Genomic DNA, 24955 nt, shown 5'->3' with positions numbered 1-24955 from the left:
AGTCAAAAGCCGATTCGGGAAGCCTAAAAATAACCGAAGTCAATAAAATATGCCAAAGTAGTGCTAACAATAAAAAAATATTGGGCGAACGAGTTAAATCAGGCCACATGGAGTTTAGAGTGGAACTTTATGGTGCTGTCCGGCGAGCCGTGATGGTCGATGGTTTGAGCCACCGCGAGGCTGCGCGGCGGTTTGGGGTTCATCGGAACACGATTTCCAAGATGCTGCAGTATTCGCCGGTTAATTGTATGGGGGGTTGGGGAGGTTTTGGTGTAGCCGGTATCGCGCCTTTCAATGCGGCTGCCGGTGGCGGCCACATCAAAACATCGCAGCTACAATCTACCCCATTCTAAACATGCTCACGTCAGACAGATGCAGGAACGAAATCATCAACGCCGGTTATGAGCGGATATAAAGTAATCAGAATTGTGTCCCACGGGATAAAAGATTGACTTCTCCTGAGTAAATTCCTTCAGCCAGTCCGGTCCATATTCACGGCCGATGCCTGAGCGTTTGAAGCCGCCGATGGGAGCAAAAGTCATTTTGCCGGTGCCGCCGTTGAGCGAGACGCTGCCGGCGCGGATGCGTTTGGCCATGGCGAAGCCGGTGGCGGCATCTGCGGTTTCGATCCCGCCGTTGAGGCCATAGCGGGAGTCGTTGGCGATGGCGATGGCTTCGTCATCAGTGTCGAAGCCGATGATCACGCCGACGGGGCCAAAGATTTCCTCCTGGGCGATGGTCATGGCGTTGTCGACGTCATCGAACAGGGTGATTTCGGTGAAAAAGCCCTTTGGTAAGCCGGCAGGGCGGCCGCCGCCGTGGACGAGTTTGGCGCCTTGTTCATGGCCGGACTGGATCAGGCGTTCGACTTTGGTGCGCTGGGATTCACGGATCAGCGGGCCCATTAGCACGCTGGGGTCGGCGGGATTGCCGATTTTCCAATGCTTGGCAACGGCTTTGGCGACTTCCACGAATTGCCGACGGATGGAGTTGTGTACCAGCAGGCGGGTGAGGATGGCGCAACCCTGCCCGGCGTTGACTGAGAGGATGGCAACGGCCATGGCCGCGGCGCGCTCGATGTCAGCGTCGGCGCGCACGATGAGTGCGGATTTGCCGCCGAGTTCGAGATGTATGCGTTTAAGCGTGGGAGCGGCCTGGGCCATGATCGCAGCACCCACGGTCTCGGAGCCGGTGAAGGTGATGAGGTCGATGCGTGGGTCGGTGGTGAGCAGGGTGCCCACATCAGGACCGCCGGTGATGATGTTGAGCACACCGGGGGGTATGCCAGCTTCCAAGGCCGCTTCGCCGAATAAAAGTGCCGAGAAAGGCGTAAAAGGTGAGGGTTTGAGGACCAGCGTGTTGCCGGCAAGCAGGACCGGGACGATTTTGCTGAGGTTTAGCAGGAAGGGGAAATTGTAGCCGGTGATGCCGGTGACCACGCCCACAGGCTCGCGGATGACGGTGGTGCCGCCGAGTATTTGTGGGCCTGTAGGGTTCATGAAGTTGGGCGTGGATTCCACGGGTAGTTGCACGGTTTGTTCCCGCGCGGCGTGTTCAAGCGCTGAGAGAAAATGCGCGAGCGGGGCGTCCACCTGCATGGCGTTGGTGATGCCCTGGGCGCAGCCGACTTCGGCGACGATGAGTGCCACGATCTGCTCGCGCCGGGCCAGAAGGGCCGCGTGCAGACGGCGCATGATGTCGGCGCGCTCGGACGTTTTCAGCCAGGGCCAGGCGTCATGGTCAAACGCTTGGCGTGCGGCGGCGATGGCGGCGTGCGCGTGCTCCAACGTGCCGACAGGGGCGCTGCCGATAACCTCCTCGGTCGCGGGGTTGATGATGTCCTCATGCGTCTGTGCGCCAGCCCACTCGCCGTCGATGTATAGGCGGTTGATGTGCGTGAAGGGAATTGTCATGCGCGATCCTTGGCTTTAGCGATTGAGAATGAAATCAGCCGCGCGCAGGGCGATGGCCATGGCAGGGGCATTGGTGTTGCCCGAGACGAGGGTGGGCATGATGGAAGTATCCACCACGCGCAGGCCCTGCACGCCCCGTACGCGCAATTGCGGGTCGAGCACAGCGGCATCATCCGCACCCATGCGGCACGTGCCGGCGATATGGAAGGCGGTGCCGCCAAGGCTGATGGCGTTTTGCAGCACGTCCTCGTCGGTTTGGATGCGCGCGCCTGGGTCGGTTTCCTCGGTGATCCAGGGTTTGAGTGCTGGTTGCTGGCCAAAACGGCGCAGCCAGCGGAATAGCGAGACCGCGCTGATGCGGTCGATCTCAGCGGTGAAATGATTGGCCTCGATGATCGGCGCGACCGCCGGGTCAGCGGATTGGATGCGGATTTCACCCTGGCTCTCCGGCTTGGTGAAGTAGCCGATGACGTTGAGGCCGGGGTATTTGTCGATTTCGATGCCGGCTTTACCGGGGCGCATGGAGTACAGGCCGAGGCCGATTTGCGCGTCTGGGCGGGTGAGTTCCGGGCGGGTTTTCACGAAGCCGCCGACCTCGTGCGCGGCGTGGGTGAGCGGGCCGCTGGAGAACAGTAAATACTGCAGCACCGAGCGCAGCAAGCCGAGCCCTGAGAGGCTGGCGTTGAGACTGCCGCCGCGCAGGCGGTATTGAGTGGAGAGGTAACGGTGTTCGCGCAGGTTGCGGCCCACGTTGGGCGAGTCCGCGACCAGAGGTATATTGAGGCTGGCGAGCAAAGCGGCGGGGCCGACACCCGATAATTGCAGCAGTTTTGGCGACTGGATGGCGCCGGCGCTGATGATGACCTCGCGTGCGGCGGCGACGCTGTGGGTACCGGTTTTGTTGCGCAAGGACACGCCGGTGGCGCGGCGGTTCTGGAATTCTATGCGCAGGACTTCTGTTTCGGGCAGCACGTGCAGGTTTGCGCGGCCGCGTACGGGGGTAAGGAACGCGCGGGCGGCGGAGAAGCGCTTGCCGTGGAAGGTGGTGGTGGGCTGGTAGCTCATGCCGCCATCGGTAACGGCGGGAATACCGTTCATGTCATCGACATGGGCAACGCCCATTTCCTCGCCGGCTTGCAGCAGCGCGGCGCAAACGGGGGAGCCGGCAGGCTGCATGCTGATTTTTAGCGGGCCGCCCTTGCCGCGCCATTGGTTGGCAGGGAGTTCATGGTCCTCCAGGGCGACGAAATGCCTGCCGAGGTCATCCCAACCCCAGCCAGTGCAGCCAAGATCGCGCCAGCCGTCGTAGTCAGCCGGGGCGCCGCGCACATAGACCATGCCGTTGATGGAGGAAGAGCCGCCGACGGTGCGGCCTTTGAGCCATGTTTCAACGGGTGCGTTACCGCGTGGGGAGACCTGGTAGGCAGACACATGCGGGTTGCCGGGCACTAGAAGCTTGCCGATGCCGCGCGGCATGCGGATGAGCGGGCTGGTGTCGTCGGGTCCGCTTTCGACCACCAAAACAGTGGTTGAAGGGTCTTCCGAGAGGCGATTGGCCAGGACGCAGCCCGAGGAGCCGGCGCCGACGATGATGTAGTCGTAGCTGTTTTGCAAAGGAAACCTACCCGGTATTTTCCTGGCCAGCATCATTGCCGCCTTATGATAATGCCCTCACCCTGGCTGTGGCGCCAGGGTGAGAAACCTCTCCAACGGAAGGTGCGTCGAGGCTCGATTGTTTGCCTTTGGGGGCAAATAAAAATGGAGTACGGTGGAATGGCTGGTAATAACAACATCGTCGAGAATCTTCTGAACGAGGTGGCGCTGCCAGATGTGTTGCGCGATCAGGTTCGCCCGGGACTGGCCGCCGCGCTGGCGTCGCTGGCGAGGGAACAAGGGCTGAAAGACGATGGCCGTGGAAGGGCGATTGCGCAGTTCCAGAACAATTTGAGCCGGTTGGCGGCGATTGCCGCCGACCGGCTTCGCTACCCGGAAATTGCGGAGGTCAAAATCGAGCGGCCGGTGTTTATTCTGGGCTTGCCACGCTGCGGCACTAGCCTGTTGCATGCGTTGATTGGGACCGATGACAATGTGCGCACGCCGATGTCCTGGGAGGTGGCGGCGCCTTCGCCGCCGCCGGAAGCCGCGACTTTCCGTAGTGACCCGCGTGCCGCGGCGTTCGATAAATATGTCGACGAGAATTTTGTTGGTCCGCTGGCGGAAGTGCGCAAGGCGCACCCGATCGGCGCCTGGATTCCGCAGGAATGCGGAATGATTTTGGAAACATCGTTCCAGAGCCTTAACCTGCCAATGTTGTTCCGGTTGCGCGATTACTATCAATGGTACCTGAATGCAAATACGGTTTTTGCCTATCAGGTACATAAAATGTGGCTGCAACATCTGGCCTGGCGCAATCCGCGCGCACGCTGGGTACTGAAGGTACAAGAACATGCCTACCATATTCCTGAACTTCTGTCGGTCTATCCCGATGCCATGTTTGTGCAGCCGCATCGTGATCCGGTTACGGTACTGGCTTCGATTTCCCGTTTACTAGAATCGCTGCGCAGCATGGTCTTCGCGCGGCAAGACCGCGCGGAGCTTGGTGAGGAGCTATTGCACCTGTGGCATGACGGCCAGGTGAAAATGATGGCGCAGCGCGCAGCGCATCCGGACATGCCGATGTATGATCTGCGTTACAAGGATATTTCGCGTGATCCGGTCGGCGCGGTGCAGGGAATTTATGATTTTGCGGGGATAGCTTTTTCCAGCGAAACCGCTGCCGGCATTACGCAATGGCTGGCCGCAAACCCCGCCGACAAGCATGGAAGACATACATATACACTGGAAGACTATGGTTTGACCGGGGCACGGGTGCGTGATGTGTATAATGACTATATACAGGCCTATAAGGATTACATTTGATGGAATGGCCGGAGTACCTGCAGCTGCTGAGCGCCACGGATGAACTGCTCCCACTGCTTGCCAATCCGGCGGATGAGGCATTGCGCCAAGAGGCTTACCGGCTTTTTTTTCTCAGTATATCATCAGGGTTTTTCAGCACTTTCGCTGACCCTGACAGACCGGATTTTGTTCCCGCCGTGAACACGCATTTTAATGCAAGCTCAGCAAATCCTGATTTTGTGTATTATCAGGCAACGATCGACGGAACGGGGGTGTACCGCATTGCCGGCACGCGTGGCGACGGATTATTCGTGCTGCTGGATATCTCCGCTGGCGGCCTGGGGGTGATGGATGAACTTGGGCCTTCACTTGGGCTGATAGATTTCGATACGTTGACCTTGAACGCCAGCGGCGCTTTTGAACTGTTGTTGAGTGCCGAGAAGCCGGCAAATTGGCACGGGGATTGGCGGCAAATAGATCCTAGAGCGCGGACATTGGTGCTGCGCCAAGCCTCTTACGACTGGGGTGTGGGGCGCGATGGACGTTTCGCCATCGAGCGAATGGACAAGCCGCTGGCACCGCTCCGGCTGGATGCCGCCGAAACCGCGCGGCGGTTGGAACGTCTGGCCGGATACCCCAAACGCTACGCCGGACTCTGGTTGCGCCACATGGCAGGGCAGCGTGAGAAAAAACTCGTCAACAGTTTTGAGCATGACGACTGGGCTGGGCGCGGCGGTGTTGCCGGGCAACACTACTACCAGGGCTTGTTCAAGCTGGAGCCTGGCCATGTGCTGGTTCTTGAGACCGCATTGCCCGAGCGCGTGCGGTACTGGAACGTGCAATTGGGCGACCCTCTGTGGAATGCGATCGACTGGCTGAACCGTCAGGGTAGCCTGAACGGCGGGCAGGCGCGGTTGGATAGCGATGGCAGCTTCCGCGCCGTGATTGCGCTGGAAGACCCCGGCGTGCCCAATTGGCTGGACCCTGGGGGCTGGAGCGAAGGGTCGGTTATGCTGCGTTGGACCGAGGCCAGTTCCGGTCCGGCTCCAGTGCTTACGCCCGTGCCGCTTGCAGACTTACGCGCGGCGTTGCCGCCGCAGACCCCGGTTGTAACGCCGGAGGAGCGCCAGGTAGCCTTGCGGCAGCGCCGCCGCGGTGTGCAACTGCGCCGCCGCTGGTGAGCGTGCGGGGCGGACAAAAATAAAACGAAGGTTTTTTAATAGGACTTCTATGAAATGACCGAGCTATGGTCCCGGGATTAATACGCAGGCGGATGCTGCTCTCCTAAAGATGTTTGTACCTGAAGGGACTGATGGCGATGAGTGCGGCAGAGAAGACTGAACTTGCTCCCATTCCAGGGCATGTACCGCTGGAGCGGGTTTATGATTTTGATTACATCTACGATGCGCGGCTATTGGAAAATCCGCACGAGCGGATGAAGTCTCTCCACAAGGAGGCGCCGCCGCTGTTTTATTCGCCGCGCTACGGTGGGCATTGGGTTGTCACCGGCAAGGAGGAACTGCGACAGGTGGCCTGCGACCCCGAGCTTTTCACCAGCGTCACGCGGGGGATTCCCGCGATGGCGGAACAGCCGGTGTTGATTCCTCTGACGTTTGATCCACCGCGGCATACGCAATATCGCGCCCCGCTAAATGCAAAATTTACCGCGAAGGGCGTAGCACCGCTTGAAGGTGCCGTGCGCGCGATGGCGGCTGGGTTGATCGACGCGGTCGCGGCGCAGGGGTATTGCGAGTTTATGAACGATGTCGCGGAGCCGCTGCCGCCGACGTTGTTTTTTAATATTGCTGGCATGCCGACGGATCGGCTGAAGGAATTCCGTCAACTGGCGGAGGATGCGACGGCCGCACCAGATCCGTGCGTGCGGATGACGAGCATCAAGAAAATTGCAGCAATTTTGAAAGAGACTGTGGATGCGCGCATGGCTGAACCGCGCGACGACCTGATTTCCGAGATGGTGACCAAGGATTTTGGCGGCCAACGGTTGACACCTGACGAAATCCTCAATTACGCCGTTTTGTTGTTCCTTGGCGGGCTGGAGACCGTGGTGAATGCCTTGTGCTTCACGGCGCGGTATTTGGCGTTGCATCCGGCGTTGCAGGCGGAACTACGGGCCGACCCAACACGGATACCGTTGGTGATGGAGGAGATGTTGCGGTTGCATGGCATTGCCATGGCGGTGCGGCGGGCGACGCGGGACACCGAGCTTGATGGTGTGGCGATTCAAAAGGACGACATGTTCATGCTGATGGTGCCAGCAGTGAATTATGACCCGGTGGCATTTGAGAATGCGGAGAGCATGTGCCCGGGCCGCAAGGAGGCGCTGGCCACGTTCAACATGGGGCCACACCGCTGTATTGGTGCCAACTTGGCGCGGTTGGAGATGAGAGTGTTTTTTGAGGAGTGGCTAAAGCGGATTCCGGAGTTCCGGCTTGATCAGGCGCGGCCACCAAAGTTTTTTGGCGGGTTGAATTTGGCGGTGCGGTCGTTGAACTTGGTGTGGGGCTGAGAACATGACGCGTATTATCTACATTCAACATGACGGCCGCGAGGATCCGGTGGATTTGCCGGTTGGGTACACGCTAATGCAGGGGGCGGTGCTTAATGATATCCCCGGCATTGCCGCCGAGTGTGGCGGAGCGGCGGCTTGCGGGACGTGTCGCGTGCAGTTGGCACCCGATTGGGTGACGCACGTGCCGGCGGCGGAGGAAATCGAGCTTTCGATTCTCGATGATGCTGACACCAGCTGGCGTTTATCCTGCCAGATCACGGTGATGGCGGAGATGGATGGGATGGTGGTGCATCTGCCGGAAAACCAGACGTAAAAAATATACGGACAAGGGGAGAAAACCAATGACGGATCGCCGCCAGGCTGGTTTGGATGTGGTTGCGAAAATGCTGTCGCCGGAGGTGGCCAAGGCGCTGGATGGTGCGGCGCGTTCGCCGGAGTTCGGCGCGTTTATTGGTGAGTTGGCATTACGTAACGTGTTCTCTGAATTATGGACGCGGCCTGGGTTGGATTTGCGGTCGCGCAGTCTGGTCACGTTGAGCATATTGATCGCGCTGCGGGCAAGCGATGAGCTGGAAGTGCATCTACTGGTGGCGCTGCGCAACGGGTTGTCCTTAAGCGAAATAGAGGAAGTGATCTACCACGCTTCGGGCTATGCCGGTTTCCCTGCGGCGAGTGTGGCGCGCACCACGGCGTTGACGGTGTTCCGCAAACATAAACTTGTCGAAAGCTGAGCGAGGCGATTTTGGAAAATTTACAGGGCAAGACAGCGGTTGTAACCGGCGGGGCGAGCGGCATCGGGCGCGCCAGCGCGTTGGCGTTGGCGCAGCGCGGGGTTAACCTCGTGGTGGCTGATATTGATGAGGCCGGCGCGCTGGCGGTGGCGCACGAGATTACGCAAGCGGGCGGCCAGGCGGTTGGCGTGAAATGTGATGTTGGCCAGGACCGCGCCTTTGAGGAGTTGAAGGCGCTCGTGCTGGCGCGGTTCGGCGGTGTGGCGATTGTGATGAACAATGTCGGCGTGCTCACGCGCGGACTGCCGGAGCAGATTCCGCTGGAGGAATGGCAGCGGATTTTGAACCTCAATCTACTCTCTGTGGTGCGCAGCAATCTGGCATTTCTGCCGCTGCTACTGGCGCAAGGCGAAGGGCATATTGTCAACACCGCGTCCTTCGCCGGGTTGTTCACTTATTCGTTCGACCGCGCGCCCTATGCGGCGGCCAAGGCGGCGATTATTCAGATTTCCGAAGGTCTGGCGCTTTATCTGCGGCCAAAAGGAATTGGCGTGACGGTGCTGTGCCCTGGGCCGGTGAAGACGAATATTATGAGCACGCTGCGCAGCTTTGGGCCGCCGACCGATACCAGGGGGCCGGGGGCGATGTTCCGGCTCATGGAGGCGGATGAGGTGGGCGAGCAGGTGGTGGAGGCGATTGTAAGCAACCGCTTCATGCTGCCAACCGACGAAGCAGTGCGCGAACTGCTGGTGCGGCGGGCGCGCGATTGGGATGGCTTTATCGAGGAACAGATCGTCAATCCACAGATCATTGTGCCTGCGGCGAAACTTACGTAAGCCGGGCTTTAGTGGCAAACTCCTTACGCGCTGGACCGGCGCGCATGGAGAGGCGGGAGCATGGCGGACAAAAAGACACAATCGCTACAGCGCGTGTTGGAATGCGCGATGCGATTGCTGGCCGAAAAGGCTTTTGAAGCAGTGTCGATAATGGAGGTCGCGGAGCAGGCGCATTGCTCTACCGCGACGATTTACGATGTGTACGGCAGCAAGGAAAATCTGTTCATCGCCGCAGTGACGCATGCGTTGCAGACCATGGAAATTCCACGGCTGCCTGCGCAGGGTTTGAACAATCCGCTGGAAAAGTTGCTGGCCTATGTGGAGGCGCGGACGCGCTGGTTCGCCCGGCCGGAACAGCGCAAGGTCTCGCGTTCGATGGTCTCGCCCTTCGCGCGCATGCGCAAGATTGTGGCCGCGCGGATGCAGGACGAGCGGGCGTATATGCAGGACATGCTCACGCATATTGTAAAGATGACGGTGGACGTAGGGCTGTTGCGCGACGTCGGAGACGACGTGATTGTCTACAACATCATGGCCGGGACGATTTATGAGCCGCTGTTGTTTGGGCTAATTTTTGGCGAGGAAACGGTGGTGCGGTTTGAGGACGTGGTACGCAAAGTTTTTACTCCACTGGTAACCGAGGCGGGAAAAGTGGAGCTGGATAAGTTTTTAGGCAAAATGTGCAAACGGTAACTTACAGCCGGATGATGACGTTCGCGTGCGGGTTGTGCCGGTCACACGTTCGGCGCGAGAAAGCGGGCGAGTTGCAAGGCGATCTGGCCACGCGCGCCGGTGACCGCCGCCGGTGATGAGCATCGCCTTGCCGGTGGGGTTGATGACCACGAAACCCTCTTGGCGCAGAGTGGTAGCCATGTGTTTCCGCGATGCCGGTTTTGCCCGCTAGTTCAATATTGTTGTTAGTTATTCCAGTGTCTCCCGCAGTGGCTACCGCTCAACACTACGATATTTGCGTGGTTCGGCGGACGTTCCATTGGCATTCTCAGTACGATTTATTTATAAAATAGTTCATTGTTTATTCGGTGGTTTCGAAATTCGTAACAAAATCGGCGGGCGGGTTGGGGCCCCAGAGGAACATGGAATCTTCGGGGGCATGATCGCCCGCAGGCCAGTCGGCCGAGGGCGGAATGTAGTCCATGTCAGCCGAATATTCGCAATAGCTGCCCCAGGGGTCGCGCACATAGTGGAAATAGTTGGAGCCAAGCACATGGCGGCCGAGCCCCCAGCCGGCGGCGTAGCCTTTTACGGCCATCTGCATCGCGCCGAGGCCGATCTCATTCACCGAACCGATATCCCAGCTACAATGGTGAATGCCGGGGCCGTTGGATTTTAGCACCGCGATCATGTGATGCTCGCTGCCGTGCGCGCCGTGCATGAAAGCGACGAATTCGCGCGAGCGGTCTGACAAGCGCATACCGAGGGTGGTGGTGTAGAACTTTACCGCGCGGTCGACATCGGTCGTGAAGATGGCGACATGGCTAAGCCGCCTGGGGTGGACAAGCTGGACCTTGCTGCGCTCCGGGGCGCCGGCGACGCCGGCGGGAACGGAGAGCGCGGCGAAGACGGATTTTTCCGCCGGCGATGATTTTGCTTTTACGGCCAATTCGATGAGGATGCCGTCAGGGTCGGTAAACCAGATGCCGTCTCCATCATGCCCTGGGGGCGGCGCGAGGCGGGCGATGTCGAGCTGGTTGAGGCGGGTGTTGAAGGCGGCCAGATCATCGGCAAAAATACCAAAGGAAAGGTGGCCGAATTTTTTCCGCGTCCCCTGTTGCAGGTGGCCCCAGCGATGCGTGCCGCCAAGGGTATACAGCCCCAGGTCATTGCCTTCGGCGCGCGCTTCCAGGCCGAAAGTTGAGTAGAATTGGGACGCTTTTGCGAGGTCGGGAACCGTAATGGCGAAATGGTCCACCGAATGCACGCCCAGCACGCCGGGGCGGCGCTGTCCCTGAACCTGAGTACTGGTATCTGTCATAGGCTGATCCTTAACATGGTTTTAAAATGGGGGCTGGAACAACAAGGTTGCGGGCCGAGGATTTTAGACAGCATATTTAACTCATTGAAAAAAATTGTGTTTTGTCTTTCGGGCGCGCTCTTTAGGTTTAAAAACGCATGTTCAGGGTATCGCGCACCTTACGTTGGATAGGTATCTGCGGCGGCGAGGCACCTAAGCGGCGGGCTGGCGCGGTTTGACGCCGATGGCCGTTTCTGCTGCTTTCGTCCTGCCGGTTAATTTGCACGAGGAAAGTCCTCGCTTTCGGAAGCAGCCGCTTAACACTAATTATCCCGGAGCACTTGATCACTGCATCCGGAGCGGTTGAGGGCGTCATACGGTTCCGCTGTGATCTCCTGGGTTTTTATTATGTCTGGAATTACCTCTAATGACATTATGTCTTCTCCAGTTATGGCTTGGGTGGGGCCATCTGTCAGGCCCACAGTTTGGGCACCCCTCCGAATGGTAGGTGAGATGAGACCAAGGTCGGCATGAGAACCTATCGTCCTCAAGGATCGGAGCGGAGCAAGAACGCTCGTTATCGCGTAACAATGCCATAAGGGCAAATATTTTAAGGAGTAGCTATGGGTGGACTTCCCGCATTTACAAACGCAGATTTCGTGCTCTCTAAAGAGAAGCGTGCGGAAATTACCGCCGGCTTGACAGAGCGCCAGGCTTTCATGGTCAACCAGTGGATGAACCTCCACGAGGTCATCAACCGTGGTGACTGGGATGGCATGGACGCATTCTTCGACACCGAGAAAATGACCTATGACAACCCTAACCGCCCTGACCTGGGGACCTACAAGGTGTGGAAGACCTCGCCACAGGGGCTGTACAAGACTTTCCCGCCTTCTATTTATCGCACACTGAAGGCGTGGGGCCGCGGTGATAACGAGATTTGCGTGCTCTGCCATCACCATGGCAAGCATACAGGCGGCAATTACATGGGCATCAAACCGACCGGCAATGACCTGAATGTTGTCTGGTTCTCCTGGCTCCGTTTCGAGGGCGACAAGATTGTGCATATCTATTCGATCTCGGATGTGTATTCGATGCTGATCGATATAGGCGTAATTGCGGCGCCGCAACCAGTGGATCCGTACAAATAAATCTCATTGGCGGGGTGACGTTGCGTTACCCCGCCCTTTTTTATTTAGGCAATACGAATGAAACTTAACGTTGGCGTTCCAAATTCCATGCATGTGGCAGCCATGGTGCAACCTTGGGAGTTAGCCTTGAGCGGCGCGCAGGTTGGCCAGGCGATGGCGCTCGCGGACCAGCTTGGTTTCAATAAATGTATGTTGGGCGAACATTTTATCATCCCAAATGAACATATTGCACTCTCGGGCGATCATTATTTTCACACCCCGGTCGCTTTGAGCTTTATAGCCGGGCACACTAAAAATCTAAGGCTGTCGTCCTCGGTTTCAATCGTCCCTTTGCAAAACCCGATTGTACAGGCCAAGGCGTGGTCGACTCTTGACTGGTTGAGCGGCGGTCGTGCCGAGGCAATGTTTGGTGTCGGCTGGCTGAAGGAAGAATTCGACATGCTCGGTGTAAATTTTCATGAGCGCGGAAAAATCGCCGATGAATACATTGCCGCGATGCAAGCGCTGTGGACAATGGATGCGCCCGAATTCGAGGGTAAATACGTCAGCTTCAAGGACATCGGTTTCGCACCCAAGCCGGTACAGCGCCCCCGCCTGCCAGTCTGGCTTGGCGGTGACGCGGAGCCGGTTTTGAAGCGCGTGGCGAAATTTGGTGATGGCTGGTCGCCGTTCCGCACGCCACCCGAGAAGTTTCCTGCATGCATTGATTTCATCAAATCGCAACGGGAATACGATGGGCGGCCGATCAACGTGTTCTTCGCGCTCGAAATGTTGAATGTCGGCGCGCATCATGAGGTGCTGGACGATCCGCGCGCGCCCGGTACGAGGAGCAAACAGAAGATACTCGACCAGATCGGATGGCTTAGCGAGCTTGGCATTACCGAGACAATCGTGCCGTTGCCGCCGGGTATTAGTGGGCTGGCGGAGTACTCCGACCGCTTGCGTTGGGTCGCGACGGAAATTATGCCGCATATCGCCTGATTAAAGTTTGAGGAAAAATATATAATGTCTACGCTTCCATCACACATTCCATCGAATCTCGTTCACGATTGCACAATTGCAGATCGTACGGTCTATTTCGAGAACGTGTACGAGACGAAACTCGCTCATGTGCACGCCACCACCCCACCCATTTTCTGGTGCCCGAACATTTATCCGGGTGGGACAGGTGCCTGGGTTGTCAGGCGTTCCGAGTATCTGAAGGAAGTCTACGCTGACGACGATCTGTTCACGAAAAAGGGCTTTTCTGGCTTCGCACAGTTTATCGGCGAGGACTGGAGCTTGGTGCCGACCGAACTGACAGGCGAGCCGCATGCCCAGGTCAGGCGCACGCTGAATCCTGTGTTCGCGCCAGCGAAGATGTTCTCGCTCGACGATATGGTGCGCAATCGGGCGCGCAGCCTCATCGCTACATTCAAGGACCGCGGCCATTGCGATTTCGTGTCTGAATTCGCGGTACCTTTCCCGGTCACTATCTTCCTTGACCTGTTCGGTCTTGACCAGTCACAGATTCCCCAATTCCTATCCTGGGAACACGACTTGCTGCACACCACGGACATGAATGCGCGGATCAAGGCCACGCACGAGGTCAAAAAATACCTACTGGATGCAATTCAGGCGCGACGAGAAAATCCGAAAGATGATTTGATTACCTATGCCCTTGATTATGAGTTCGACGGCAAGCCTTGGACAAACGAAATGGTCTACGGCTATTGCTTCAACCTGTTCGTTGGCGGGTTGGACACCGTAACGGCCAACATTGGGCTGCATCTTTATCATCTGGCGGCGCACGCCGAACAGCAGGCTGAGCTACGCGCTGACCCGGCCAAGCTTACTCTGGCGATTGAGGAGCTGTTGCGTGCCTATGGCGCGGTGACCACCTACCGTACTGTCACGCGGGAAGTTGATTTTCATGGCGTAAAAATGTTGCCGGGCGATAAAGTGGCGATGTCGACCTCGCTCGCTGCACGTGACCCGGAAGCCTGGGACCACCCGGATGAAATCCGCTTCGATCGCAAGCCGAGTCATCTGACCTTCGGTAGTTCCTCTCACCGCTGTCTCGGTATGCATTTGGCGCGCCGCGAACTGTTGATCGCGATGCAGGAGATGCTGGCGAGTCTGCCGGCGTTCGAGTTGGATAAATCGCAGCCTGTGCCGTTCTGGATGGGATCCATCATTCAGGTCCGCAAATTGCCGCTCGTGTGGCAAGTCTAACAGTGTGAAGACCATCGAGCTGCGGATCGATGTTTCGACCGCGGCAGGGATCGCTGATGCGCAATTGGCGGCCTCACTGCATATGCCCGATGCCTTACCAGATGGGCATGCACTGGAACTTCTGGTTTGCCTGCATGGTGGCGGCTACCGGCGCCGCTACTGGCACGCCAACTATCCGGGTTTTGCAGGCTATAGTTTCGCGGAACATCTTACGGCGAAAGGACGCGCTGTGCTCGCCGTCGACCTGCTTGGCATGGGGGAAAGCACGAGTCCGGAACCTGAGACGTTGCTCAGCCGTCTAAAAATCAGCGCGGCGAATGACCAGGCAACCCGCTACGCAGTTGCCGGCCTTACCGATAGAACCTTCGCCCGCGCCGGCAAGGTTACGGTAACCGGCGTCGGCCATTCGATCGGCGGGATGATGGTTATTACCCAACAGGCGAGCCATAAATCCTTCGACCGTCTGGTTGTTCTGGGTTGGTCCAATGAGCCGATGGTGCTGGTGGATGCCGACCCCGCCACTATGGCAGCAGCGATTCAGCCAGGCTATCTCGCCTCGCCCCGCCTGGTTATGCGCGCGTTGTTTTATGCTCCGGATGTTCCTCTGGCGCTTATTGAAGCAGACGAGGCCGATGGGTCATTGACACCGGCGTGCCTTGGGCGCGACGCGCTACAACCTGGTATCGTGCATCAGGCTGCGGCGGAAATCACCTGTCCAGTGTTCGTGATGCATGGCGCAATCGACACCAGTCCCCACCCACATGCCGAAGTGGGCTATTTCCGGGCAAGCCCGGATGTCACTCTAATGGTTTTGCCGGAAACGGCGCATTGCCACAATTTTGCAACTTTGCGCCATCGACTCTGGGACCGGCTTGACATTTGGATTTCGAGCCTGCCCCGTTAGACCTTCCACACCAACGGAAGTTCGACTGGCTGAATAATGCCGCCCAGGTGTGCCTGCAGGGTCTGGCCGTCAGCGATGGCGAATTCAGGAAGTCCAGCCAGAATCTCTTCCATTGCAATTCGCATCTCCCGCCGGGCCAGATGCATGCCAACGCATAGATGCGGTCCGTAGCCAAAGCTTACATGATGCGGCTTGCGGGTCAGGACCACCTCGTTCGGGCGGTCGTATTCCTGCGGGTCGCGTCCGGCAATCGCGGTTGACATTGCGACCTTGTCGCCGGGCATGATCTTCACACCGCGGATCTCGGTTTCCTTGATACAGGTGCGGAACGTAGTGACAGCGCCATATGCGCGCATCATCTCCTCGATGGCATCAGGGATCATCGAGGGATTGGTGCGAAGCATTCTCTGGTCTTCGGGATGTTCGGCCAAATGCCGGAACTGCCAACCCATATTGGTGGATACGGTATCTAGTCCGCCGATGAACAGATTGAAGGCGAAGCCAACCAGTTCATCATTTGTCAATTTGCGGCCATCAACGGTGGCCTTTACGCCGTAGCTGATAAGGTCGTCCCTGGGATTAATTTCACGGTCGGCGATTTCGCCGCGCAGGTAGTCCACCACGTTACGGGTCGCCTGGGCGAGGCGGCCCATGTCGGAGTTGTGCAGAAGGTCCATTTCCCAGGCCATGAACCGAGGCGTGAGCTCATGTGGCAGCCCCATCAGCTCAAGAAATATCTTAATCGGGAATTCGAAAGCAAAATCCGCCATAAACTCGCAACGCCCGGTAGTCTTAAACCCTTCGACATATTCGCGCGCATAGCCTCGGATACGGCCTTCCAGCTGCGTCATTGCCTTCGGCGTGAAAATGGGATTCACGAAAGCGCGGTACAGCGCATGCATCGGCGGGTCGGTTTCCACCGGTAGGCTGCTCCACGTCTCGCCGATGATCTTCGCAAAAGGTGCAAAGTCCTTATTGGAAAAATGTTCGGTATCAAAATATATTTTCCGCAAATCCTCAGTCCGCCGGACGATCCAGGCGGGAGTGAAGCCGGGATAGGCATCCAACGCATAAAAAACCTCAGGCAATTTATGCACGCCGGGGATGATCGTCGTAAACGGGTTTTCCGCAGTCACGCCGCCATAGGTGATCGGGTAGTCACGCACGAGGTCTGGACTCACATGCGCTGGCAGTTGGGAAGGAGAAATTGTCATGGCTGGAACTCCGGGGGTGTTGGTGGATTCAGTGGGAGTCGGCGGCGGCGTAAACGTGCATGCGTGCAACGTTTGCGCGCGCGGGCTGTTCAAGCAGGTAACGGACTGCACGAGCGATGTCCTCTGGTTGCAATGGCGTGATATATTCATCCCAGCCCTGCTCGCCGTGCGCTTTCATGTCGGCAAATATTTCAGTGGCCGTGGTGCCGGGGGCGACCAGACCGACCCGCACGCCGGACCCGGCAAGCTCAATGCGTAGCGCATCGGAGGCCATTTCCAGGGCCTTTTTTAACCCGCCGTAGATGCCAACGCCAGCGGCGGTGAGATGCGCGCCGATACTTGAGATATTGACAATGGATCCACCGCCGGCCGCTTTCATAGCGCGGGCAAATACATAGCTGGTGCGCACAGGGGCCTCGTAGTTAGTGGCGATCATCGGGCTCAGATGCGCCAGATCAAACGTATCCAGGGGGCCCACGCGAAGAATCCCGGCATTGTTGACAAGAATATCTGCCCGGCCGAATTGGGCGGTGGCAAAAGCAAGGAGGGTTTCCGGGGTCTCGGGCATCGTGATGTCGGCGCTGAGAACTGCGCTCTTACCGGGAAGGTCGGCAGCCAGAGCCTCCAGCCGGTCCTGGCGACGGGCGGTTAATACCAGATACGCACCCGCTTCTGATAACTCACGCGCGATCGCGGCGCCGATGCCGCTTGATGCACCGGTGATTACCGCAACCCTACCTGCGATTGCTCCCATGACTTCCTCATTTGGTTTGTCTTTGTTTGTAGCAAGCTGGTTTTTCCGAGGCGGGTACCTCTCTTCAGACAGGGCTTTGTCAAGGTTTTTAAGTGTGTAGATTACGCCCTGCCCTTAGATAGGTTCTCAGAGCAATCCGGGTTCTAACGTGACACCCCAGATAGATGCTCCGGGAGGACGTCTATAACGAGATAAAATAGAGCGGGATGACATGGATTTTTCATTTTCCGAGGAGCAGTTGGCATTCCGCGACATGGTGCGCCGCTGGGTAGATGCCGAGGCGCCAAAGGACTGGATGCGTAAACTTGAGGCCGATGAGCTGAATTATCCATTTGCATTCTGGGATAAGCTGAAAAAGGCCGGGTTCTTCGGAATCGGGATCGACGAGGAATGGGGCGGCCAAGGGGGTGATATCATGATGCAGATGATATTTGCCCGTGAACTGGCCCGTACGGCCGGTGGCTTGCTGTGGACCTGGGGTCTGACCTCCTTCGCCGGTGCTAAATCCATAGGTATTTACGGTACGCCGGACCAGAAGCAGCGCTGGCTACCGCCGATGGCCGCGGGTGATCTGCGTGTTTCCATGGGCATGACGGAACCAGGCGGTGGAACCGATGTGCTGGGCGCAATGAAAACTTTCGCGGCCAAGGTTGACGGCGGCTGGCGTGTGAATGGCGCAAAAATGTGGACCACGGCCGCGCGTGTAGCCGACCGCATCCTGGTTTTGGCGCGTAGCGACAAGAATGTTGAAAAACGGCATCATGGCCTGACATTGTTCTTCATGGACGCAAAGTCAGAAGGTGTATCCGCGACGCTCCTGCCCAAGCTTGGTATGCGGGCCATGGGATCATGCTCGCTGACCCTTGATAATGTCTTTGTGCCGGATTCGGATGTGCTCGGCGAGCCGGGCAAGGCTTGGTACATGATGTTGTCTACACTCAACAACGAGCGGATTATGGTCGGCGCGCAATGTCTCGGTGCGATCGACGGCGTGCTGGAGGATGCTCTGGCCTACGCCATGCAGCGTCACGCATTTGGCAAGCCGATCGGGCAGTTTCAGATTATCCAGCATTACATTGCTGATATCGCTACATGGCAGCAGCAGACGGAGTTGTTGCTGAACTATGTGGCGTGGTTGCAGGCCAAGGGAGAAGATTGCGGCGTGCAGGCCAATATGCTGAAAATGGTCGCCTCTGAAAATGCCGTGAAAGCGGCGGACCTGGGCATCCAGATCTTGGGTGGTATGGGTTATTCGGCTGAGACGGACATGCAGCGTTACTGGCGTGACCACCGGATTTTACGTATGACACCAATCAGCAATGAAATGGTGCGCAACTCGATTGCCGAGAGTCTCGGATTGCCGAGGTCTTTTTAAATGATTGAAAATTCCAAACTGCCCCCAGCGCCGGACGTTGCTGGGATCTCACTGGACGGCACCGAGATCTATGTCATTTCGGTAGAGGAAAATGCGGAGCTGTGCGCATCAACAGGCGTTGCGCCGGCGGCGGATGGCTGTGCACACCCGATCTATTATTATATCGCAACGCAGGTTGCGATGGGAAAAACCGTCGCTGGTGTTTGTAATGTTTGTAAATTTGATGTTGATGATGGGCCGATGATGGGCAGCTCTGGCGTGGTATTCCAGAAGCCATTGATGGTGGGGGTGCCTTATCGCGTAAAGGGAAAAATTCTTGGGCTAGTACGCAAGCGTAGCCGCAAGCTAGGTGTGATGGACGTACTGACCTACCGATTAAGTCTGCGCGACGAAACCGATGCTGAAGTATTACAAACGGAAAACGTCTGGGTGCTGCCGCGGAGGGAGCTTGCATGAGTTACGCTGTTGGTCAGGAGTTGCCGGCTTTCATCATCGAGTCGGTGTCCGCCGAGGCAATGAAGAAATGGGCCGTGTTTCTGCGCGATCCGAATCCGATTCATCTCGATGTTGAGGTTGTAAAGGCAAAAGGTCTTGGTAGCCGTGTAATCAATCAGGGTCCAGCAAATGTTGCTTATGTTATGAATATGCTGCTGGCCGCTTTTCCGGGGGGACGGATTGAGGCGATGGAGTCCAAGTTCGTCGATAACGTGTATGCAGGGGACCAGCTCCAAGCAGGAGGTATTGTGACCGGCGTTGCAGATGGCCGGGTGAATTGCGATGTTTGGCTGCGTGCCGATGGGCAGCGATTGGTGATCTCGGGCACTGCGGCTATTTTGACACAACTGGTTTTGTAATAACGATTGAAGGAGAGGCATCATGCCTAGCGGACCGTTTGCCCATGTTTGCATTTTGGTTAAGGACCTTGATAAATCCATCGCGGATTGGACCAAAATTCTAGGAATTTTCGATCCGGCTTCCCTCGAGAAGCCGATCGTAAAATATGATGAATTCTCCAGCGGTGACGACCAGGGAATGAAATGGGCCACTTTCGTGAATGAGAATTCCACGGAGATTCAGTTTATCCAGCCTGCACCCGGCACGCCGCTTGGTGACCGGCTGGAGAAGGTGGGCGAGCATGTTCATCACCTCTGTTTCACCACAGATGATGTTCCAGGTGCAATGGCGCGTGCTCAAGCCGAGGGGCTTCAAGTGTTCGAGAATGGCAAAACCTATAACGATAAGGACATGCCCTGGCAGACCTGGAGTTGGATCGGTCCGAAGAGCGCGCATGGTGTCTTAATTGAGGTCGCGGCGCCGTATGAGAGCCATGACGATGGCAAATGGTATCACGCGCCAGGTAAATTCGCGTATAAGGTGCCCGGATCCACCGAGGTGAAGTGATGTCGCGCAATGCCTTCGTCATTGGTGGGTCTGGCGGGCTTGGAAGCGCAATCTGTCGCCGTTTGGCCGGGGAATGGGATACTGTCGCGATTGGCTACCGGTCCCGTGCCGATATGGCGCAGGCTCTTGCGGAGGAAATTGGTGCGCATTGCGCTGCGGTGCCGGTGCAATGCGACCTTGGCGATGCGGGAGGCGTAATCAAAGCAATTGCCGGCTTTGCGGAGAAGGCGGGCGGTATTGGCACGATGGTTTTTGCTGGCGGCGTGTCCATCAAACAGCCCTTTGTCAGTAAAATCGGCGAGGCCGCATGGCGCGAGGTTATTGAGACTGAGTTGATGGGGTTTATTCGTGTGGTTGGCGCGACATTGCCGATCTTCCGCCGCCAGCAACTGGGTAATTTTGTTAGCGTGGTCTCAGTTGCCGCGCATAGCTATCCACCGGGGGACGCTCTCTCGGCTGTGCCCAAAGCAGGCATCGAAATGCTGGGGCGGGCAATTGCCAAGGAAGAAGGCCGTTTTGGCATTCGCGCCAACATGGTTGCACCTGGAATCATCGATGCAGGGCTGGGCGCAATTTTTTTAAAAGATCTATACAGCGAGGAAATTTGGGAAACTCAACGCAACCGCATTGCATTGAGACGCTTTGGTACTGGTGATGAGGTGGCGCAGGCGGTGGCGTTTCTGGCCTCTGAACAGGCGCGTTACATAACGGGCCAAACACTTATTGTTGATGGTGGCTTCAGTCTATAACAAATTAGGTAGCAAAAATGTTGAAGTCTCTCGCAAATAAAGTGGCAATTGTTACGGGGGCGGCAACCGGGATCGGGCTGGAAAGTGCGCGGGTTTTGGCCGAGCACGGTGCAACAGTGGTTCTTGCCGATATTGATGCAACCGGCGTTGAACATGCCGCAGCATTGCTGGTGCGCGAAGGACTCGCAGCCTTCCCATTGGCCTTCGACCTCACAGATGAAGCGCAGATTGCCGCCAGCGTCTGCCAGGTGGTCGAAAAATACGGGCGGATCGATATCGTCCACAACAATGCCGCGATCCAGACCAATGCACAGCGTGCGGGAGACCGCGACGTGATCAACATTGAGACGAGCGCCTGGGATGCTGCAATGGCCGTGAATGTGCGCGGCCCAATGCTCTTGTGTAAGCATGCGTTGCCGGTGATGATCTCGAATGGCGGCGGTTCAATCATCCACTCATCGTCTGGCTTTGGGTTGCTGGGGGAGGTTACGCTTACTGCCTATGGAAGTTCAAAGGCGGCGCTGATCAATTTGAGCCGGTTTATTGCGACCCAGTACGGCAAGAGCGGCATCCGATCAAATGTAGTGGCCATAGGCTTTGTGTTGACGCAAAATGCCATTGAATCGACGCCGCAGGCTGTGAAAGATATACTGCTGCAGCACACACTCAACCCCACCCTTGGCACCCCGCGCAACATAGCTGACGTTGTCGCGTTTTTGGCTTCCGATAAATCGGTCTTCATTAACGGCGCATTGATCCCTGTTGATGGCGGGTTCACGGCGCATCAACCGAGTGTCGTCCATTTCCAGGAGCTTTTTGCGAGTGCGGGAAGTAACCAGCTTTAGCGGCAAAAGCGGCATTGTTTCAGGGTGACTTCACGCCCAGTCACCCTGAAACATCAGGTTTGCTTTAATCTTCTGGCGCGATGGTGACCTTCAGGCCGTTGAGTGCGTCAGCGAAGGAAATCTGGCAGGATAGCCGTGACGTCTCGTTCCGGTGCGATGATCCATCCAGTAGATCGTTCTCATCGGCGCTCATCGGCGGTAACGCTGCGGCAAAAGCGGGGTCGACGTATACATGGCACGTGGCGCAGGAGCAGCAACCGCCGCAAAGGGCTAAAAGCTCGTCAATTCCGGCATCGCGGATGATCTCCATGACGGTCGCGCCCGCTTTGCCGCTTACGCTTTGTTCCTTGTTTTCGCGCGTGGTGACAATAAGGTGTGGCATTATATAATTCCTGAATTTTTGTAATCTGGAAGTGAATGAGAGTCGCTTAGATGATAAAAATCAATAGGGCCATACCTTCCAAAAGGAGGGAAACCCATGAGTGATCAGGTCAATCAATGATTTTTTACTTAAATTAGGGATCGGGGGAAAATGAATAAAATCATTAAACTCGTCAGACAAAAGATAGGGTCTTGCTCTGGAGGATAGGTTGTGCTTCAGTTGGATGTACCTATCCTTTTAGGGTGGACCGAAAATCAAGAAGGAGGACTAACCGGTGGGATTTGTCTCGACCGCGATTGAGCCCAAGCGCCTTGAAGGGGCTATTGTTGCACGTGAACGGCTGCTCGGGTTTCTCGACGATATTGGCAACTCCCGTGTGACGACGGTGAGCGCGCCGGCCGGCTATGGCAAAACCTCGGCGATGGTGCAATGGGCTCAGAGTTTTGCAGAGCAGGGGCGCAAAGTCTTGTGGGTTGCCCCGCGTAAGGGTATCTCCACGGCGGAGAAATTTGTCTCCACTTTGACGGAAGCATTTGTCAAAGGCGATTTTATTTGGCCAACATTGCCACGAGACAATTCGCCCGCGGAATATATTGCTGATTTGCTCGCCGCCCAGCCACAGCCTCCGGTTCTGGTGATTGACGATGCCCACATGCTCAACCGCCCCATTCTGGATTTGATTGGCGATATCATCGCCATCGCGCGCGACTCTCTCACCACCATCATTGCCTCACGTGGTTCTCCCCTAATCCAGGTGGCGCGGCTGCATTCGCTAGGTTTATTGTACGAAGTAAAAGCAGGAGATTTAAAGTTTTCATATGATGATACGCTGGAATTTATGGCCCGCAAGTCCATTCCGCCGGTTGGGGATGAAGCGTTGCGTGAATTGGTTGACGAAACGGATGGCTGGGCCGCCGGCATCGCAATGGCATGCGCACGGATGCGTTTTCGTACGCCGTCGAAAACGAAGAGTTCACCGAAAGCCGGACCGCTTTCGGTCGATATAGAGCAATATTTTGTCGAGGAGGTGATGCGGCCTCAGTCGGAGCAGGTGCGCAATTTTATTGTGAGTACTGCCATTTTGGACGAGCTGACGCCGAGCGCTTGCGTTGCCGTGACGGAACGCGATAATGGTCGGCAGATGCTGGAGTTGATCGAATCAGGAGGGCTCTTTGTCGAACTGGTCGACGTGGAAAAGAGTACTTACGTATATCATAAGCTTTTTCGTTCGATGGTGCTTCGACGCCTGAACAACTATGATCCCGATCGAGCCTGTCAACTGCACCGCCTGGCGAGCCAGCATTTTGCCGCCACCGGCCAGTCACTCCGGGCCATTGAACACGCGGCGCTCAGCCGGGATCAGATTTTTTTGGCGGATCAGCTTGACCTATTGGCAGAGCCCTTAACCTATGAGGGGCATTTATACCGGATTGAGGAGTTAAGCTCATCAATTCCTTGCTCAATCATGGCGACACGGCCTATGCTTTTGCTGTCGCTGGCGTGGCGCAGTATCCGCCGGCTGAATTTCAGTTCGGCGGAAAAACTGATTGATCTTGCAACACGGCACGTTAATTCTCTACAGGCTGAAGGAGGCATAGAGGATTACCGTTATATGCATTTGCAACGCATGATAGATCACCGGCGCGTCATGCTGGATGCGGCGCTGGACGACATGCCGAAAGTTGAGGTTTCAGCAGCTAAACTTCTCGCTGATCTGGGCGATAACTATGCATATCTGAGCTGTACGTTGCTGGCGCAGCTCATGGCGGCGCGGCGTGAGCTCTATCACTTTCAGGACATCCAGAGACTTGAAGCGGAAACAAGGCGTGCGCTCAACCGCCCGGGTGCGGATTTCGCTTCAATTGCATTAAAAGCCTCGATCGCGCCGACGCTGGTAGTGCAAGGCAAGACTGATGCCGCCAAGCATTTTCTGGAAGAGGCGCTTACCCTCGCCTGCGCGCTGCAGGGGGAAGGTTCGGGGCTGGCAGCTTTGCCCGCTTTGCCACTTGCAGAATTGCTTTACGATTGTGGCGACCTTGAGCAGGCGCGCAAACTGGTTGATGCGCATATTCCCGTGGCGCGGCAGTGGGGTTTTATTGATCAGTTATCAGCGGGACATCTGGTTCGCGCCAGATTGGCTGTGGCAGCCGGTGATGTCGATGGTGCCCTGAAAGGACTCGAGGAAGCCAATCTGATTGCCATTGAGTGCGGATTGGACCGTTTGCGTGCCTTGGTGGTGGCCGAACAGGTGCGAATTCTCCTGCGTAACGGCCGGCCGGCTCAGGCGCAGTCGGTGTTCGACAACAGCGCTCTGGCACCAACCGCCGAGCCGTTGCCGACTCTCAATCCGCTGCGGCGCAGTGAGAGCATCGCCATCGCCTGGCTTCGACTCGAGATTCAAAATCATCGTCTGGTTAGGGCCCGCAAAATCGCCAGCCGCTGGTGTGAGCTGGCGCGGCGCACGGGAGTGCTGCGCTCTGTTGTGAGCTTTGAGCTGCTGCTGGCTGAAATTGCGGTTCAGGCAGGCAATCGTTCAGAAGCCCGGCGCGCGGTGCGAGAAGCTGTCTCACTTGCCGCACCCACTGGCTGGACCAGGATTTTTCTGGATGAAGGCGATGTGATCGGCTCGCTTATTGTTGAAGCTTACGGTCAAGGCCCTGTGCTGGACACGCCGCCGGACCGGCTGGCAGCGAAGCTGGTGAAGGCTTTTAGAGGAGGGACGGTGATTGAGCCGGAAGAAAATTGTGGCCTGGGCAGTAAGCTGGCCAACCGGGAGTTTGATATTCTGGGGATGGTAGCGGGTGGTCTGCGCAACCGTGAAATTGGCGATCGCCTCGGTCTGACTGAGGGAACCGTTAAGTGGTATATGCAACAAATTTACGACAAATTGGGAGTTAGACGCCGGCCGCAGGCGGTAATGCGGGCACGCCAGTTGGGTATCCTGGCTTAACCTATCCGGCGGTAGAGGGGCACCCTGGCGCCGGACGCCATGTTGATCATTCAGATTTAAAGGGAGCCCCATGCACGACAACAAAGTCATCATCAGCTGCGCGGTCACGGGTGCCATTCATACGCCCTCGATGTCG

The 24955-nt window shown here is 57.0% G+C and carries 24 protein-coding genes and 1 pseudogene; 19 read left to right on the top strand and 6 right to left on the bottom strand.

Annotated elements, in window-relative coordinates; all coding sequences use genetic code 11:
- Nucleotides 1-107 precede the first annotated feature (107 nt).
- Nucleotides 108-236: pseudogene (locus QQJ84_RS15785) on the top strand (helix-turn-helix domain-containing protein); the annotation flags it as partial.
- Between the two features lie 153 nt (nucleotides 237-389).
- Here the strand turns inward: QQJ84_RS15785 and QQJ84_RS15780 are convergent.
- Together QQJ84_RS15780 and QQJ84_RS15775 are read right to left on the bottom strand one after the other, a co-directional pair.
- Nucleotides 390-1913, bottom strand: a complete 1524-nt coding sequence (locus QQJ84_RS15780; protein WP_284259273.1) for an aldehyde dehydrogenase family protein — start codon at nucleotides 1911-1913, stop codon at nucleotides 390-392.
- A 15-nt stretch (nucleotides 1914-1928) separates the two neighbouring features.
- Complete coding sequence (locus QQJ84_RS15775; RefSeq protein WP_284259272.1) at nucleotides 1929-3527, bottom strand: GMC family oxidoreductase; 1599 nt, start codon at nucleotides 3525-3527, stop codon at nucleotides 1929-1931.
- A 51-nt stretch (nucleotides 3528-3578) separates the two neighbouring features.
- On the opposite strand from QQJ84_RS15775, the gene QQJ84_RS15770 reads away from it, so the two are divergent.
- From QQJ84_RS15770 to QQJ84_RS15740, 7 genes are all read left to right on the top strand, one after another.
- Nucleotides 3579-4832, top strand: a complete 1254-nt coding sequence (locus tag QQJ84_RS15770) for a sulfotransferase family protein (RefSeq protein WP_284259271.1) — start codon at nucleotides 3579-3581, stop codon at nucleotides 4830-4832.
- On the top strand, nucleotides 4832-5992 hold the full coding sequence (locus QQJ84_RS15765; RefSeq protein WP_284259270.1) for a hypothetical protein: 1161 nt from the start codon (nucleotides 4832-4834) through the stop codon (nucleotides 5990-5992). Before QQJ84_RS15770 ends, QQJ84_RS15765 begins: the two co-directional genes overlap by 1 nt.
- Before the next feature lie 137 nt (nucleotides 5993-6129).
- Nucleotides 6130-7338 (top strand): cytochrome P450, encoded by a 1209-nt coding sequence (locus QQJ84_RS15760; protein WP_284259269.1) that lies wholly within the window; start codon nucleotides 6130-6132, stop codon nucleotides 7336-7338.
- A 4-nt stretch (nucleotides 7339-7342) separates the two neighbouring features.
- Nucleotides 7343-7654 carry a 2Fe-2S iron-sulfur cluster-binding protein gene (locus QQJ84_RS15755; RefSeq protein ID WP_284259268.1) on the top strand — a complete coding sequence of 104 codons (312 nt, stop codon included), beginning with the start codon at nucleotides 7343-7345 and terminating at the stop codon, nucleotides 7652-7654.
- Nucleotides 7655-7682: 28 nt separating this feature from the next.
- Nucleotides 7683-8072 carry a carboxymuconolactone decarboxylase family protein gene (locus QQJ84_RS15750; RefSeq protein WP_284259267.1) on the top strand — a complete coding sequence of 130 codons (390 nt, stop codon included), beginning with the start codon at nucleotides 7683-7685 and terminating at the stop codon, nucleotides 8070-8072.
- Nucleotides 8073-8083: 11 nt separating this feature from the next.
- Nucleotides 8084-8908: an SDR family NAD(P)-dependent oxidoreductase gene (locus QQJ84_RS15745; RefSeq protein ID WP_284259266.1), complete on the top strand. Its 825-nt coding sequence runs from the start codon at nucleotides 8084-8086 to the stop codon at nucleotides 8906-8908.
- A gap of 60 nt (nucleotides 8909-8968) precedes the next feature.
- Nucleotides 8969-9601 carry a TetR/AcrR family transcriptional regulator gene (locus QQJ84_RS15740; RefSeq protein ID WP_284259265.1) on the top strand — a complete coding sequence of 211 codons (633 nt, stop codon included), beginning with the start codon at nucleotides 8969-8971 and terminating at the stop codon, nucleotides 9599-9601.
- A gap of 340 nt (nucleotides 9602-9941) precedes the next feature.
- On the opposite strand, the gene QQJ84_RS15735 is transcribed toward QQJ84_RS15740, so the two are convergent.
- Nucleotides 9942-10901 carry a VOC family protein gene (locus QQJ84_RS15735; RefSeq protein ID WP_284259264.1) on the bottom strand — a complete coding sequence of 320 codons (960 nt, stop codon included), beginning with the start codon at nucleotides 10899-10901 and terminating at the stop codon, nucleotides 9942-9944.
- 602 nt (nucleotides 10902-11503) lie between these two features.
- Between QQJ84_RS15735 and QQJ84_RS15730 the strand changes: the two genes are divergently transcribed.
- The 4 genes from QQJ84_RS15730 (at nucleotide 11504) to QQJ84_RS15715 (ending at nucleotide 15149) form a co-directional block, all read left to right on the top strand.
- The gene (locus QQJ84_RS15730; RefSeq protein ID WP_284259263.1) at nucleotides 11504-12031 is read left to right on the top strand and encodes an ester cyclase; all 528 of its coding nucleotides are present in this window, start codon (nucleotides 11504-11506) and stop codon (nucleotides 12029-12031) included.
- A gap of 126 nt (nucleotides 12032-12157) precedes the next feature.
- Entirely contained in the window at nucleotides 12158-13012 is an 855-nt protein-coding gene (locus tag QQJ84_RS15725) for a TIGR03619 family F420-dependent LLM class oxidoreductase (protein ID WP_284259262.1), read from the top strand.
- 24 nt (nucleotides 13013-13036) lie between these two features.
- Nucleotides 13037-14245, top strand: a complete 1209-nt coding sequence (locus QQJ84_RS15720) for a cytochrome P450 (protein ID WP_284259261.1) — start codon at nucleotides 13037-13039, stop codon at nucleotides 14243-14245.
- A 4-nt stretch (nucleotides 14246-14249) separates the two neighbouring features.
- Nucleotides 14250-15149: an alpha/beta hydrolase gene (locus tag QQJ84_RS15715; RefSeq protein ID WP_284259260.1), complete on the top strand. Its 900-nt coding sequence runs from the start codon at nucleotides 14250-14252 to the stop codon at nucleotides 15147-15149.
- On the opposite strand, the gene QQJ84_RS15710 is transcribed toward QQJ84_RS15715, so the two are convergent.
- Both QQJ84_RS15710 and QQJ84_RS15705 read right to left on the bottom strand, forming a co-directional pair.
- A complete protein-coding gene (locus QQJ84_RS15710) occupies nucleotides 15146-16363 on the bottom strand; it encodes a cytochrome P450 (RefSeq protein ID WP_284259259.1) in 1218 nt (405 codons plus the stop codon). The genes QQJ84_RS15715 and QQJ84_RS15710 overlap by 4 nt on opposite strands.
- 28 nt (nucleotides 16364-16391) lie before the next feature.
- Complete coding sequence (locus QQJ84_RS15705; RefSeq protein WP_284259258.1) at nucleotides 16392-17117, bottom strand: SDR family oxidoreductase; 726 nt, start codon at nucleotides 17115-17117, stop codon at nucleotides 16392-16394.
- A gap of 211 nt (nucleotides 17118-17328) precedes the next feature.
- Between QQJ84_RS15705 and QQJ84_RS15700 the strand changes: the two genes are divergently transcribed.
- From QQJ84_RS15700 to QQJ84_RS15675, 6 genes are read left to right on the top strand one after another with little or no spacing between them, the layout of a single operon-like run.
- Nucleotides 17329-18492 (top strand): acyl-CoA dehydrogenase family protein, encoded by a 1164-nt coding sequence (locus QQJ84_RS15700; RefSeq protein WP_284259257.1) that lies wholly within the window; start codon nucleotides 17329-17331, stop codon nucleotides 18490-18492.
- Nucleotides 18493-18948 carry a hypothetical protein gene (locus tag QQJ84_RS15695; RefSeq protein WP_284259256.1) on the top strand — a complete coding sequence of 152 codons (456 nt, stop codon included), beginning with the start codon at nucleotides 18493-18495 and terminating at the stop codon, nucleotides 18946-18948.
- Entirely contained in the window at nucleotides 18945-19346 is a 402-nt protein-coding gene (locus QQJ84_RS15690) for a MaoC family dehydratase (RefSeq protein ID WP_284259255.1), read from the top strand. Before QQJ84_RS15695 ends, QQJ84_RS15690 begins: the two co-directional genes overlap by 4 nt.
- A 22-nt stretch (nucleotides 19347-19368) precedes the next feature.
- On the top strand, nucleotides 19369-19893 hold the full coding sequence (locus QQJ84_RS15685; protein ID WP_284259254.1) for a VOC family protein: 525 nt from the start codon (nucleotides 19369-19371) through the stop codon (nucleotides 19891-19893).
- Nucleotides 19893-20642, top strand: a complete 750-nt coding sequence (locus QQJ84_RS15680) for an SDR family NAD(P)-dependent oxidoreductase (RefSeq protein ID WP_284259253.1) — start codon at nucleotides 19893-19895, stop codon at nucleotides 20640-20642. Before QQJ84_RS15685 ends, QQJ84_RS15680 begins: the two co-directional genes overlap by 1 nt.
- Before the next feature lie 17 nt (nucleotides 20643-20659).
- A complete protein-coding gene (locus QQJ84_RS15675) occupies nucleotides 20660-21487 on the top strand; it encodes an SDR family NAD(P)-dependent oxidoreductase (RefSeq protein ID WP_284259252.1) in 828 nt (275 codons plus the stop codon).
- A 64-nt stretch (nucleotides 21488-21551) separates the two neighbouring features.
- Here QQJ84_RS15675 and QQJ84_RS15670 read toward each other — a convergent pair whose 3' ends face one another.
- The gene (locus QQJ84_RS15670; protein ID WP_284259251.1) at nucleotides 21552-21869 is read right to left on the bottom strand and encodes a 2Fe-2S iron-sulfur cluster-binding protein; all 318 of its coding nucleotides are present in this window, start codon (nucleotides 21867-21869) and stop codon (nucleotides 21552-21554) included.
- A 274-nt stretch (nucleotides 21870-22143) separates the two neighbouring features.
- Between QQJ84_RS15670 and QQJ84_RS15665 the strand changes: the two genes are divergently transcribed.
- Complete coding sequence (locus QQJ84_RS15665) at nucleotides 22144-24819, top strand: LuxR C-terminal-related transcriptional regulator (protein ID WP_284259250.1); 2676 nt, start codon at nucleotides 22144-22146, stop codon at nucleotides 24817-24819.
- Nucleotides 24820-24955 lie beyond the last annotated feature (136 nt).

Source organism: Acidocella aquatica, from assembly GCF_030160635.1.
Classification (GTDB): Bacteria; Pseudomonadota; Alphaproteobacteria; order Acetobacterales; family Acetobacteraceae; genus Acidocella; species Acidocella aquatica.
This window is presented reverse-complemented; position numbering and strand designations above follow the sequence as displayed.